This window comes from Bordetella genomosp. 5 (assembly GCF_002261475.1).
Classification (GTDB): Bacteria; Pseudomonadota; Gammaproteobacteria; order Burkholderiales; family Burkholderiaceae_B; genus Bordetella.
In genome coordinates this window covers 709,296-721,061 of sequence record NZ_NEVN01000001.1, presented here as the reverse complement: position 1 = coordinate 721,061, position 11,766 = coordinate 709,296, and the positions used below count along the sequence as shown (strand labels likewise).

General features: G+C 64.1%; 15 protein-coding genes and 1 tRNA gene. 3 read left to right on the top strand and 13 right to left on the bottom strand.

Annotated features, from left to right (window positions below; all coding sequences use genetic code 11):
* Positions 1–179: 179 nt before the first annotated feature.
* Positions 180–497, bottom strand: coding sequence for a hypothetical protein (locus CEK29_RS23410; protein WP_141218294.1), 318 nt, complete (start codon positions 495–497; stop codon positions 180–182).
* Between the two features lie 53 nt (positions 498–550).
* Here CEK29_RS23410 and CEK29_RS23405 point away from each other — a divergent pair, with 53 nt between their 5' ends.
* The gene (locus tag CEK29_RS23405; RefSeq protein WP_141218293.1) at positions 551–1,006 is read left to right on the top strand and encodes a hypothetical protein; all 456 of its coding nucleotides are present in this window, start codon (positions 551–553) and stop codon (positions 1,004–1,006) included.
* A 42-nt stretch (positions 1,007–1,048) separates the two neighbouring features.
* On the opposite strand, the gene CEK29_RS03415 is transcribed toward CEK29_RS23405, so the two are convergent.
* From CEK29_RS03415 to CEK29_RS03385, 9 genes are all read right to left on the bottom strand, one after another.
* The gene (locus CEK29_RS03415) at positions 1,049–1,732 is read right to left on the bottom strand and encodes a metallophosphoesterase (RefSeq protein ID WP_094857298.1); all 684 of its coding nucleotides are present in this window, start codon (positions 1,730–1,732) and stop codon (positions 1,049–1,051) included.
* A gap of 306 nt (positions 1,733–2,038) precedes the next feature.
* Positions 2,039–2,332 (bottom strand): type II toxin-antitoxin system RelE/ParE family toxin, encoded by a 294-nt coding sequence (locus CEK29_RS03410; RefSeq protein WP_094857297.1) that lies wholly within the window; start codon positions 2,330–2,332, stop codon positions 2,039–2,041.
* On the bottom strand, positions 2,329–2,622 hold the full coding sequence (locus tag CEK29_RS03405) for an antitoxin of toxin-antitoxin stability system (protein ID WP_217903855.1): 294 nt from the start codon (positions 2,620–2,622) through the stop codon (positions 2,329–2,331). The genes CEK29_RS03410 and CEK29_RS03405 overlap by 4 nt, the downstream gene beginning before the upstream one ends.
* A gap of 55 nt (positions 2,623–2,677) precedes the next feature.
* Positions 2,678–2,908, bottom strand: a complete 231-nt coding sequence (locus tag CEK29_RS24045) for a tyrosine-type recombinase/integrase (RefSeq protein ID WP_255176055.1) — start codon at positions 2,906–2,908, stop codon at positions 2,678–2,680.
* Positions 2,909–2,929: 21 nt separating this feature from the next.
* Complete coding sequence (locus CEK29_RS24040) at positions 2,930–3,328, bottom strand: hypothetical protein (RefSeq protein WP_255176054.1); 399 nt, start codon at positions 3,326–3,328, stop codon at positions 2,930–2,932.
* Positions 3,329–3,419: 91 nt separating this feature from the next.
* Positions 3,420–3,758 (bottom strand): hypothetical protein, encoded by a 339-nt coding sequence (locus tag CEK29_RS24035; protein WP_255176053.1) that lies wholly within the window; start codon positions 3,756–3,758, stop codon positions 3,420–3,422.
* Between the two features lie 168 nt (positions 3,759–3,926).
* A tRNA-Lys gene (locus CEK29_RS03395) sits at positions 3,927–4,002 on the bottom strand.
* Positions 4,003–4,433: 431 nt separating this feature from the next.
* The gene (locus CEK29_RS03390) at positions 4,434–6,872 is read right to left on the bottom strand and encodes an AsmA family protein (RefSeq protein WP_094857296.1); all 2,439 of its coding nucleotides are present in this window, start codon (positions 6,870–6,872) and stop codon (positions 4,434–4,436) included.
* A 256-nt stretch (positions 6,873–7,128) separates the two neighbouring features.
* On the bottom strand, positions 7,129–7,740 hold the full coding sequence (locus tag CEK29_RS03385) for a DNA-3-methyladenine glycosylase I (RefSeq protein WP_094857295.1): 612 nt from the start codon (positions 7,738–7,740) through the stop codon (positions 7,129–7,131).
* 206 nt (positions 7,741–7,946) lie between these two features.
* Between CEK29_RS03385 and CEK29_RS03380 the strand changes: the two genes are divergently transcribed.
* Positions 7,947–8,414, top strand: coding sequence for a YkgJ family cysteine cluster protein (locus tag CEK29_RS03380; protein WP_094857294.1), 468 nt, complete (start codon positions 7,947–7,949; stop codon positions 8,412–8,414).
* On the opposite strand, the gene soxR is transcribed toward CEK29_RS03380, so the two are convergent.
* On the bottom strand, positions 8,396–8,929 hold the full coding sequence (gene soxR, locus CEK29_RS03375) for a redox-sensitive transcriptional activator SoxR (RefSeq protein WP_094857293.1): 534 nt from the start codon (positions 8,927–8,929) through the stop codon (positions 8,396–8,398). The two genes, CEK29_RS03380 and soxR, sit on opposite strands and share 19 nt — an antisense overlap.
* Before the next feature lie 94 nt (positions 8,930–9,023).
* Between soxR and CEK29_RS03370 the strand changes: the two genes are divergently transcribed.
* The gene (locus CEK29_RS03370; RefSeq protein ID WP_094803092.1) at positions 9,024–9,473 is read left to right on the top strand and encodes a RidA family protein; all 450 of its coding nucleotides are present in this window, start codon (positions 9,024–9,026) and stop codon (positions 9,471–9,473) included.
* Positions 9,474–9,980: 507 nt separating this feature from the next.
* On the opposite strand, the gene CEK29_RS03355 is transcribed toward CEK29_RS03370, so the two are convergent.
* A complete protein-coding gene (locus tag CEK29_RS03355; protein WP_094803094.1) occupies positions 9,981–10,589 on the bottom strand; it encodes a FecR domain-containing protein in 609 nt (202 codons plus the stop codon).
* A gap of 47 nt (positions 10,590–10,636) precedes the next feature.
* Positions 10,637–11,647, bottom strand: coding sequence for a glycosyltransferase family 9 protein (locus CEK29_RS03350; protein ID WP_255176052.1), 1,011 nt, complete (start codon positions 11,645–11,647; stop codon positions 10,637–10,639).
* Positions 11,648–11,766 lie beyond the last annotated feature (119 nt).

Sequence of the window (11,766 nt, the reverse complement as noted above, 5' to 3'; positions counted from 1 at the left end):
CTTCAACCTACGGAAGGTAGGCCAGTCATCCTCACAGCCCAGCTGCAGATCTGTTGCCTCAGCATCATCCAAGTCAAGGAACTCATCGGGATTGCCCATGACCGACCCCGAAGCAGCGAAAGCATTTCTCTGATGAACCCACCGATTATTTTCGGCGACCACTTTATGTGCGGGTCGCTTCAGAACGCAGCGACTCGATTCTCTAGTCGCTGAATCGAACCGGCTTGCGGCGCACGAGTCTTCGCTTCCATCGGGTAAAGCGAATAGCGGTACGCCTGCCCTTCTGACAAACCTAAAGCCTCATCAAGCTGAGCATAGCTCAACCCAGAAACCGAACGCGCCTCTTCGATCAGCATCGCAGAAAAACGGGACAACGCGGCTCTCAGTCGTCGCCCTTTGTTTGGCCCGATATTCGCCATATCTCCTCTGATCAAACCTCCTGCCAGAGCAGAAACTGATTTTTGCGTACCTATTCTTTTCACCAGATGCCAATGCATGTGGCTGCTACTTCTTGCCAAGACCTCGTGCAGCCGCCGATCTTTCGCTATCGGTGGAAGCTCTGGAAGAAGCACTGCGCGAATTTGCGCGTCGCAAGTTGGTTGCCCTGGATCATGACACTGGAGAAATTTTTGTTCTTGATTGGCCACGCTGGCTGAGGTTTGAGACAGTCAGATCTCGTGGAGCGCTCTGGTCATCCATCGACCGCATAAAAAACCAAAAGTTATCCACTGAATTAAAAAATGCTTATAAATCAAAGCCAAGACCTGGGAAGGGGGTGGGGGTGGAGATGGGGGTGGTGTTTCCTTCTACGAAGGAAACAAATGCGTCACTACCACCTGGATGGTGGGAAAGTGATGAAGGCGTCGTCGCAGCGGGAAAAGCACTCAACCTCAATGCCAGGCCCGGCGAGACAATGTCTTCTTTCAAGGCACGCATCAGAGCATGCTTTGAAAACTCTCATGCACAACCAAGAAAGGTCAGCAGAACGTCGACGGCTACCTCTTGACCCGTCTGACAGGCAGACTCATCGAGCAGATGTTGTGCAATATCACCAAGGCTTGAGCGTATGCAGATCCAGCAACGTAAACCTCCCGCCATCCTGCCATCCGCCAGTATCAATGTAGTAAACATTGCCAAGCTGCGTCGGCTTGTGCAGCGTCATATGTCCATGGACAAGCGCACGCACGTTTCGGACTGGTTGGGCATATTGCATTCGATAGCGGTCTATTGACCACAGGCAGGCATCCTCATCCTCAGGGCTGAACGTAGCGCTATGGATGGCTTGCCAGTCATCGTAGGGAAAGTCGGCATGCACCAGACCGACAATGCCGCTCGGCGTTTCCACCTCGATAGCCAGCGGCAAGTTTTGCAAGGAAGCGGCGATACGTACCTGTGCATCACCATCACAAGCGTCCAACCATTGGCCACCGTGCGCGAGATGGTCAATATCCGGGATGGGGTTACGCATGGCCCGACGCCAGGTCATCAGATCATGATTCCCGCATATGGCATGGAACCATGGCTGCTCCAGCCATGACAGCGCATCACGAGACTCTGGCCCACGGTCCACCAAATCCCCTACCGAGAACAACCTGTCGCGCTCGGGTGAAAACTTGATAGCAGCCAGTGCATAGCTGAGCCTGCCGAAATGGCCGTGGATATCTCCTACGGCAAAATCACGGCCCTGAGTGTTTAACCGGAAGTGTTGGACTCGGGAATTATCAGACCTCATTCCTTGGTTTCCATGAACGATCCCAAGCACCCATCCGGCATAGTTCGCTGCGCATCCTAAAAGCCTTAGTCATGACGAAGAAATTGGAGAGTGCGAGGACTATTGCAGGATAGGCAGTTGCCGGAAAAGCGTATCACACTACGCGACCACATACCTCCATCGCCCGCAATAGTCAGCCTTGGTCATGACCAAGAGTCTGTAGAGAGTGAGAGCTAGCGCAGGATAGGCAAACCACCGGAACAATGTGCGCGCAACAGCCGCGCACACAATTACCGCGTAAATCCGGCCTAGCAAACTTCGGTTGCCCTATCCCTCTTGCACAGGGGGCCATTGGCGGGCTGTATGAACCAGCGCCAACACCCACACCGTATCGCCAGCACCATCTAACTCGTAGATAAGCAGATAGTTTTCATGCGGGATCAGTTCTCGCGTTCCAGGAATTTTCCCAATGCGCCCTAGCATTGGAAAATCTCCCAGCTTGGCGGCAGCGTCCAGAAATAGTTGATCTACCCTTACCGCCGCCCGAGGGTTGTCGATTGCGATATGGTCCTGAATGTCTAGCCGGTCTTGGTTGGCCTCCGGGGTCCAGACTACCTTCACAGACCAGCCTCATCGGCACGGCGTAGCAATTCCGCCCGCCGCGCTGCGGCATCAGCCTCGACCTCTGCTTGGGGAAGCCCCACGCCCGCATTCATGGAAGCGCGGGCGCGATCAACCTTACGCTGCACGAACTCATCGTATTCCCGCGCCTGACGGCGGCGGCTGATGTAGTCGCGCATCAGTTCCCTCACCACCTGCGCAGCGGGCCGGTCATCGGCGGCAGCTTCGGCCATGAACATATCGCGCAGCTCTGGCTCCAGCTTCATCGTGAAAACGGCTTTCGTTGACATAGCAGTCTCTCTGAGTTTTCCTATCTTTAGTATATACCCAGGCATTACCCTCTCCTTAGCCGAGCTTGGCCAGCAAATTTTCGGGGTTCAGGTGCGTATAGCGTTTCAGCATCTGCATGCTTCGATGCCCGGTAATGGCAGCCACCCCCATGGGATGCAGGCCCTTCTCAAAGAGTCGTGACGCTGCTTCATGACGAAGGTCATGCCATCGAAGCGTCAGGAAAGCCAGATCATTTTTCCCAGCAGCCTGGAGGGTCCGCTTCCAAACACAAATCTCAGCATTCACACTCGTGGCAAGCACTGGACCTTACAGGTCGTACAGCACATCTGGCGGACCATTCCCTGCGCGGTCTAGCCGCGCATCCCCACCCTCAAAAATTGCCGCCAGATGACGAAGCACGTCTACCGCTCGCAGTGATAACGGCAGCACAGCCGGGACGCCCTTGTTGTCAGCGCCTCGCGCCTCCACAGGAAAACGAACGACCCGGCTTTTCAGGTCTACCCATTCCCATCGAAGGCTGAAAAGCGCACCTTGGCGCAGACTGGTTTCGATAGCCAACTCAAAAGCGGGTGCTGCCCAAGGATTGCGGCTTGCCATGAGCAAAGCCTTCAACGTCTCAAACTCCCCAGGCCGCAAACGCCGGTCCCGCGCCTTACTGCCCGAAGGTTTGCGGATATTGTCGAGCGGGTTCAACAAGCCTTCCATGCCCCACTCCTTGCGTGCTATCTCGTAGAGATGACGGATGACCTGCAGCTCAAGGCGTATCGTGTTTTCCGCCCGGCCAGCGGCCCGGCGGTCATCCCGATAGCGAGCAAAGTCCGCCCCCCCCCCTCAGCGTGGCCAGCGTGCGACAAGACAAGTCGTTATCCAACCACCGCGCGATGCGCCGCCCCTCTTGATAGGGGTGTCGCTTCTCTGGGACGATTTCTTTCTGATAGCGCCGCAGCGCCTCCGCCAAGGTCGTACGCTCGGCTTCCGTGCGGTCTATGAACGATCCCGCATCCATCTCGACCTCGATGCGGCGCGCCCACTGCTGGGCCTGCTGTTTGGTGTCGAAGGTGTGATAGACGGGTTTGTATCCGCGCTTGCGGACCTCTGCGCGCCAGTACTCGCCACGCTGACTGATGTATGCCATGCCAGAAGACTCCATGCGATAGGTTTAGCGATCGCATAGGTTGGCATTCTTCCGTTCCGGCAAAATCCCGGCAAAGGCCAGTTTTTGACACTACCAGCCCCGGAAATGGACGAAAAAAAAGCACTGGCGCCTATGCGCAAGTGCTTGATTTTCAACCACAATGAATTCTGGTGGGCTGTGAGTGGCTCGAACACTCGACCTACGGATTAAGAGTCCGCTGCTCTACCAACTGAGCTAACAGCCCGACGCATGCAGTGTTATCCAACTTCGCGACCAACAAGACTTGCCTGTCAGCCCCGCCGCAGAACTGCTGCAATTGCGAGAGGCCGAATCATACATGATTTTTCGATCTTGTCCAACTCACCCCGGATTTTTACAAATTCGTGGCACCCGTCGGTTCAGTGCCGAGCCCGCATCCGAGGCTCCGATGCGCAAGCTGCGACGTGCCCGCAACCAGGCTCGACGCACAAACGGCAAGCGCGCGGCTGGCATGTCGCGATCCACGCATCGGCGAGCGGAGCCACGGACGCCAGTCGTCCGTGCTCGCGGCTCTTGGCTGGTGACGTGGGGCGCGGAGCGCGGAGCTCGGGGCGCGGAGCTCCGAGCCCGGAGCCCGGAGCCGGGGGCTCGGGGCTCTGGCTCGCGCCCCGCGCCCCTCAGCTCGTCAGCCTGCCCTCACTTCTTCGCCGGCGCGGGCTTCTTGGCCGGCGTCTGCTTCATGCGCGCGAACAGCTCGGCGCATTGGTTGCCCTCGTCGTTGTTGCTGGGCGCGATCAGCGCCAACAGGCCGGCGGCCGGGGTGAGCACCACGCCCAGCGCCACGGCGCCCGCGCCGCGCGCGGCCAGCGGGAGCGCGTGCACGCCGGGCTTGGGATCCTTGAACGTACCGCGCACATACAGCGGCGAGCGCAGCGAGAAGATGCGAAAGCCCTTGCTGTCCGGCGTGATGTCCAGATCCATCTGCTCGTTCTTGAAGTTGATGGTGCCGTCGACCGTCACTAGCGCGTTCTCGGTGTCGAACACGAACAGATTGGTCTTCATGAGACCGGACTTCATGCTCAGGTCGGCCGCGCCGCAGTTGATCTTGACCTCGTCGTCGCCGAACAGCTTGTTGACCACGTAGTTGCCCACGTTGAGGCCGGCGATCTCCATCAGCGAGCGGCTGATCACGCCATCGTTGACGAGCAGTTGCACGTCGCCGTTGGCGGTGCCCAGCAGCGCCGCGATCGAGTTGCCGGTGCCGGCCAGGTTGGCGTCGCCCTGCAACTGGCCCAGCGTCTTCTGCATCGACTCCACCTCGGGGAAGAGTTGCTTGAGCTGCAGTCGTCGCACCGAAATGCGGGCGCGGCCGTCCATCGGCGCCTTGGAGCCATCGAGGCGCACCGACGAGGTCAGCCGCCCGCCCGCCATGCCGAAATTGAGCGGATCGACGTTCAGCACGCCGTCCTGCAGCACCACGCGCGTGTCGAGGTCCGACAACGGCAGCTTGCTGCTGTGGATGATCCGGCCCGCCGCGAGCGCGACGTTGGCGTCCATGTCGCGCCAGCGATCGGTGCGGAACTCCTGCACCGGCAGGGCCTTGTCGGCGGGCTGCTTGGACGCCTTCTCGCCTTCGGCACGCACGGTCTTGGCCGTCGTGCCCGCGCCCGATTGCACGCCGATCAGCGGCCCGAGGTCTTCCATGCGCAGCTGGCGGGACGTGAGCTTGCCCGTCAGTTTGGGCCGGGGCGCCTGCAGCGCGAAGCGCAGATCGCCGTGCAGGTCGCTGGCACCCACCTTGCCGTTGAAGTTGCGGTAATCGAACACCGGGCCCTGCGGATCCTGCAGATTGGCCGTGAGGTGGCCGTCGGTGGAATACGGCGGTGTGTCCGGCAGCGTCACGCCGGTGAGCGGATACAGATTGGCCATGGAATTGCCCGCGAGCTTCAGGCGCAGGTCCAGCGCGCCCAGGCTCAGCGGATCGGTCACGGTGCCGACGATGGCCGCCTTGGTCGAGCCGGCGCTGACGTCCGCCTGCACGGGGAACGGCACATTGCCGTCACGCAGGGCCAGCAGACCGCCGATCTTGCCCTCGCCTTGCACGGCGAGGTCCTTGTACGTGCCCTTGACCTTCCAGCCGAACAGGTAGTCCGGGGGCGGCTGCTCCTTGCGCGCCTCGGCGACGGCATCGGTGGTCTTGGCATCGCCGGGCTGGCCGGCGGCGTCCGCTGAGTTGCCCGGCGCGCCGTCCGCCGGCTTGTCGCCGGGCTTCGCGGCCGAGGTGGCGGCGGTCTTGTCCGCCGTCCGGGCGTCCGCGGGCTTCGCGCCGTTGGCCTTCGCGGGGGCTTCGGCCCCGGCCTTGCCCGCCGCCTTGTCGGACGCGGCAGCGGTCTTGTCCGCGGCCTTTTCGGGTGCCTTGCCGGCGGGCTTGTCGGCGGCATTCTCGACGCGCTTGGCGTCCTTGGCGTCCTTGCTTTCCTTCGCGTCCTTCGCATCTTTCGCGTTCTTGCCGTCGCCGTTCTTCTCGCCCGGCACCGCCGTCGGCCCGCCCGCGATCTCGGCGAACGGAATCGGCTTGCCCAGTGGATCGATCAGCACCTCGAGGTCGGCCTTGAGCGGCACGTCCTTGTAGGTGATACGCCCCTGGTCGAAGCCGATCGCATCGATGTCCATGGTCCAGGGCGACGGCTCGCCGCTCTCGGGCATCTTGAACACCCAGTTCGCCTCGCCATCCTCACGGCGCTGCAGGTCGACCTCCGCGCCCGTCAGTTGGATGCTGCGGATGCGCACGGTACGCACGATGAGCGGCAGCGGCGACAGGCGGAACGACGCCTCATTCAGCTTGGCGAAGGTGGGCGCCTCGGCCCAGGGCGCGTTGCCGACGGTCAGATCCTGTGCACGCACGTGCGGCCACGGCACGAGGCCACGCCAGCCGCCCTCCTCGGGATCGCGCGCCCACTTCACGCTGAGGTCGCCATTGATGGCAAAGGGACGGCCGATAGCGGCGGACACTTTCTCGTTGATCGTGGGCTTGAAACGGTTCCAGTCCAAGGTGGCGATCACCACGACCAGGACAACCGGGATCAACAGCAGGATCACCAGGATGCCAATCAGGGTTTTGCGTGTACGCGTCATTGTCTGTCCGCCTTTTTTCTTAGCCAGGCTCCGCTGCGCGAAGCACCCTCGATGCCGCAGCGGCCAGCGCATCCCGGGCGCAGCTGGGCTGCGATCCGTCACCGAATGCCGCTCAAATCAGGGTAGCGCAGACCTGTCCCCGGCACAGCCGGCCAGGACGCATCGACACAAAAAGCAACGACCGGTCATGCCCGACCCGGAGCATCAGGGGATGGCAGTCGAGCAACTGGCGTGCCCGACGGCATCCCGGCCGGGGTCAGCGCGGGGGCTCGAAGCCCGCCCGTGCGCGGTCGCAGGGCTTGCAGGCGAAGCAATCGGGATGATGGTCGTTGACCATGCCCACCGATTGCATGAACGCATAGACCGTAGTCGGCCCCACGAAGCCCCATCCCAGCTTCTTGAGCGCCTTGGACAGCGCCGTGGCCTGGGGCGAGGTGGCTCGCACCTCGAACGCGGCCTTGGGATCCCGCGGCGCATGGGCATGCGACCATGCCAGCGTTGCCAAGGACTCGCCACGCTGGTGCATCTCGAGCAAGCGCTTGGCGTTATTGATCACGGCCTCGATCTTGCCGCGGTGCCGCACGATGCCCGCATCGCCGAGCAGGCGCGTCACGTCCTTCTCGGTATATCGCGCCACCTTGGCGTAGTCGAATCCGGCGAAGCCACGGCGAAACGCTTCGCGCTTGTTGAGAATCGTGCGCCAGCTCAGCCCGGCCTGAAAGCCCTCGAGGCACAGTTGTTCGAAGAGAGCCCGCTCATCGGCCTGCGGCCAGCCCCATTCGTCGTCGTGATAGGCCGTGTATTCGGGCGATCCGTCGACCCAGCCACAGCGCGGTTTGCCGTCTTCGAAGTCCGTACGAGCCTGCATGCCATTCTCCTTGTGCGTAGCGGCGCCATGCTAACCCGCGGGGGCGCGACGCAGGCCCGGTGCGTGCCGAAAACGCGACGTTGCACGCCGCCCACAATCCGGGCTTTTCCTCATGATTTCAGAGACTTGCGGGCTCCTCACGAACCGTGCGCCCTGCTAATATCAGCGCCCGGCCACCTCATGCGCCGGGCTTCCAGGACACGTCCATGTCGCAGCTCCCTCCGTTTGCGCAGCCCACCCCTCTCGCCACGCTCGAAGGCGTGTCGTTCGACCCCAATCCCTGCCTGTCCTGCGGGGCCTGTTGCTCGCATTTCCGGGTGTCCTTTTACTGCGGCGAGATTGCCGGCCCCGACGGCGGTCTCGTGCCCGCCGACCTCGTGACCCAGATCGGTCCGCTGCGCGCCTGCATGCAGGGCACCGAACAGGGCGGCGGCCGTTGCGTGGCCTTGCGCGGCGAGCTCGGCCAGCCGGGCATCCACTGCGCGATCTACGAACAGCGCCCCACGCCCTGCCGCGAGTTCGACGTGTGGCAAGCCGACGGCCAGGTCAATCCGGATTGCCAGCGGCTGCGCCTGGCGCGCGGCCTGCGCCCGCTCGCCCCCCGCCCCGACGCCGGCAACGATCCCGTCGGACCGGCCGACCCCTTGCATCCCGATCAGCCGCGCGCCGCCTGACGCTTGCGGGGCGCACGCACGGCCGATGGCGCCGCACCCGGCGCATCGGGCGGAAAGTGCGCCCCCGGGCCGTGGCTCGCCATCATGTCCTGCGGATTGCGCAGCGGACATTGCTTGAGCGACAGGCAGCCGCAGCCTATACAGCCGTCGAGTTGATCGCGCAGCTGCGTCAGCGTGCGGATGCGCTCGTCGAGCTCGCCGCGCCAGCCCGCCGACATCTTGCGCCAATCGGCCACCGTGGGCGTGCGGCCCTGCGGCAGGCGCGCCAGCGCATCGGCAATCGCGGCCAGCGGCAGGCCCATGCGCTGCGCCACCTTGATGACCGCCACGCGCCGTAGCGTGGCCCGGGCATAGCGCCGCTGATTGCCGTCGCTGCGCTCGCTCGCGATCAGCCCGCGCGATTCGTAGAAGTGCAGCGCCGAGACGGCGACCCCGGTGCGTTCGGCCAGCTCGCCCACCGACAGCGGGCGGTCGCGCGTGATCTTCGCGGGTGCTCGAGATTTTCCGGCCGGCATGCTTGACCTCAAGTTAAGTTGAGGTCTGATACTAGCAGCTCCTCAGAACCTCGCATGTCGGAGATCCTGCATGCTCGCCGCACGGAGACGCTTCATGGCCGTCACTTCCCTCCCCTTGCCCGCCAGCCATCCCGGCCCGGTGTTCTTCAATCCTCCGGGCCTGTACGACCCGCGCGCCAACGGCTATTCCCACGTGGCGGTGGCCGACACGCCCGCACGGCTCGTGCTGGCCTCGGGTCAGGGCGGCGAAAACGAGCGCGGCGAACTCGCCGGCGACTTCCCCAGCCAGTTGCGGCAGGCGCTCGACAACGTCGAGACGGCCCTGCGCGGCGTGCATGCGGGGCTGGGCGACATCGTGCGGCTGCAACTACTCATCGTCGACCACGACGAAACCAAGCTGGCGCACTACAGCGCGGAGATCGCACGGCGCTGGGGCGAGAAGCGCCTGGCCCCGGCCTGCACGCTGATCCCGGTGCCGCGCCTCGCGCTCGATGGCATGCTGGTCGAGATCGAAGCCACGGCAGTGCTGCCGCTGCCGCGCTGAGACAGCGGCCGTCTAGGGCGTTCGATCGCTCGGTCGCTGGTCCCTCGGTCGCTGGTCGCTGGCCGCTAGTCGCTAGTCGCTAGTCGCTGGTCGCTGGTCGATGGTCGATGGTCGCCGGTCGCTGATCGCTGGTCGCCGGTCGCTGATCGCCGGTCGCCGGTCGATGGTCGCCGGTCGCCGGTCGATGGTCGCCGGTCGCCGGTCGATGGTCGCCGGTCGCTGATCGCTGGTCGCTGGTCGCCGGTCGCCGGACGCCGGTCGCCGGTCGCCGGTCGCCGGTCGATGGTCGCTGGTCGCTGGTCGCTGGTCGATGGTCGCTGGTCGCCGGTCGATGGTCGATGGTCGATGGTCGCCGGTCGGCGGTCGCTGGTCGCTGGTCGATGGTCGCTGGCCGCTGGTCGCTGGCCGCTGGTCGCTGGTCGCCGGTCGCTCGGCCGCCGGTCGATTGTGCGCGTCTGCGCTTACTCGTCCGCCTGGTCGTCTTCACCATCGCGACCGCGCATCACCCTAGCCGCGCCACGCTCCGACGTGGTCGGGATCGACGGGCCCGATGCTGTGGCGGCGCATCTCGAGATCGACCTTGATGGCCTCGCCGGTCTTGAGTTCGATGAAGTCGCGCGTGCCGGCGGTGCGGGTGCGCACGCGCACCGGCCCACGCTCGACCTGCACGGCGAGCTCGGTGCCCGGCACGTAGCGCACGTTGAAGGCGAGGTCCGGCGTGGAATCCGAGGCGGGCACGATGTCGACGCCTTCAGTGCCGGTCTTGACGCTGAACGTGGACAAATACTGGTAGCTCACCTGCAGCCAGACCTCGCCGCGCGTGAGCGCGATCTCGCGTCTGCGCGGAAACACCTCGGCCAGCAGCTCCGTGTTGCCATTGACAGCCATGAACGATCCATCGGGCAGGTACACCGTGCTGTGCTGATTCGACGCCGTGCTGACGCGCTCGCGCCATTGCGGCGTGGTCTCGCGCAGGGTGTCGACCACCAGGAAGGTCAGCACGATGACCACCAGCACCACCCCGGCCACCACGATCGCCGGCACCGGTCGCCGCTTCTTGCGCGCGCGGCGGTCGAGGTTCACGACATTGGAACGGTCCGGTTCGGTGGGCGGCATGGGGGCATCAGCCAGTGCGTCGGGATGTACCCCATTCTATAGGAGCCCTATCCCGGCAGGCGGCTCCATACCGCGTTCGCCACATCGGCCGGCGCGATGGCGTCCATCCCCGCCCCCTGCGCCGGCGCCAGCGCGTGCAGGCACGGCGCGTAATGCATGGGCGGGCTGCTGCCGAACAGCCCGATGGTGGGCACACCGTGGGCCACCGCGATGTGCAGCCCCATGCTGTCGTTGGAGGCGAAGGCCAGGCAACGCGCGATCAGTGCCTGGCTGACGCAGATGGCGGTGTCCAGCTCGGTCGTATCCAGCACCGGAATCCCGGCGGGCAATGTCGCGCGGATCTCCTGCCCGATGTGCCGCACATCGGCCCCGCCGCAAAGCAGAAACCCCAGCCCTGGATCGCGCGCATGCAATTGCCGCGCCACCTCCGCGTAGGCCTGCGCGCTGTAACGGCGCCGGGGCGCCGACGCGTTCAGACCGAACCCGACCATGCGCGGCAACGCGGCGCTCAGGTCGGCCGCGGCCGCGCGGGCCGGGGCGGATATCTCCATGGACGGGTAGCGCGGCTCGAACCGGCAACCCGCCTCGTCAAGCACGCGCGGAAGCCACGCGTGCGTGTCCGGATGCGGCGTGCCCTTGCGCCGCACCCAGGCTCGATGTGTGAAGAGCGGCGCGAAGTGCGGCTGATGCTGGCGCACGAAACCCGCCCGGCACGGAATGCCCGCCAGGCTTGCGGCCAGCGCCACATAAGGTCGGAAGGTAAAAAGAAACAGCGCGTCGAAAGCCTCGGCGCGCAGCGCATCACGCAGACGCCTGATGCGCTGCCAGCCGCGCGTGCGTTCGAGTTCCTGCAGCGAAACCACGCGCTTCACGTAAGGCTGCGATCGAAACAGATCCAGGGCCGATTCGCCCTGCGTCATGAGCAGCGTGACGGGCGCCCCGGCCTGCTCGGCCAGCGCCCGGGCAAACACCATATTGAGCACGCCATCCCCGATGCCGCCGGATAGGTAAATGGCCGGATTGCGGGCCACGAACCCGCCGGTGATGGACTTCGACATAGACTCCCTGGACGACACGCACGAATCCGGAGCATGTCGGTTCAAGCGAATCCACTATTCCGCCCTGCTCCATCGAGCAGCGATGATAGGGACCAAGCCGTGAAAAAATCGTGACGCGC

Bases quoted from the DNA above. Each gene is read 5' to 3' on its own strand.
- CEK29_RS03355 (WP_094803094.1), bottom strand. From the start codon at position 10,589: ATGCCGCCCACCGAACCGGACCGTTCCAATGTCGTGAACCTCGACCGC.
- CEK29_RS03380 (WP_094857294.1), top strand. From the start codon at position 7,947: ATGTCGCAGCTCCCTCCGTTTGCGCAGCCCACCCCTCTCGCCACGCTC.
- soxR (WP_094857293.1), bottom strand. From the start codon at position 8,929: ATGCCGGCCGGAAAATCTCGAGCACCCGCGAAGATCACGCGCGACCGC.
- CEK29_RS03390 (WP_094857296.1), bottom strand. From the start codon at position 6,872: ATGACGCGTACACGCAAAACCCTGATTGGCATCCTGGTGATCCTGCTG.
- CEK29_RS24040 (WP_255176054.1), bottom strand. From the start codon at position 3,328: ATGGAAGGCTTGTTGAACCCGCTCGACAATATCCGCAAACCTTCGGGC.
- CEK29_RS03405 (WP_217903855.1), bottom strand. From the start codon at position 2,622: ATGTCAACGAAAGCCGTTTTCACGATGAAGCTGGAGCCAGAGCTGCGC.
- CEK29_RS23410 (WP_141218294.1), bottom strand. From the start codon at position 497: ATGCATTGGCATCTGGTGAAAAGAATAGGTACGCAAAAATCAGTTTCT.
- CEK29_RS03385 (WP_094857295.1), bottom strand. From the start codon at position 7,740: ATGCAGGCTCGTACGGACTTCGAAGACGGCAAACCGCGCTGTGGCTGG.
- CEK29_RS24035 (WP_255176053.1), bottom strand. From the start codon at position 3,758: ATGGCATACATCAGTCAGCGTGGCGAGTACTGGCGCGCAGAGGTCCGC.
- CEK29_RS03415 (WP_094857298.1), bottom strand. From the start codon at position 1,732: ATGAGGTCTGATAATTCCCGAGTCCAACACTTCCGGTTAAACACTCAG.
- CEK29_RS03370 (WP_094803092.1), top strand. From the start codon at position 9,024: ATGGCCGTCACTTCCCTCCCCTTGCCCGCCAGCCATCCCGGCCCGGTG.
- CEK29_RS03350 (WP_255176052.1), bottom strand. From the start codon at position 11,647: ATGTCGAAGTCCATCACCGGCGGGTTCGTGGCCCGCAATCCGGCCATT.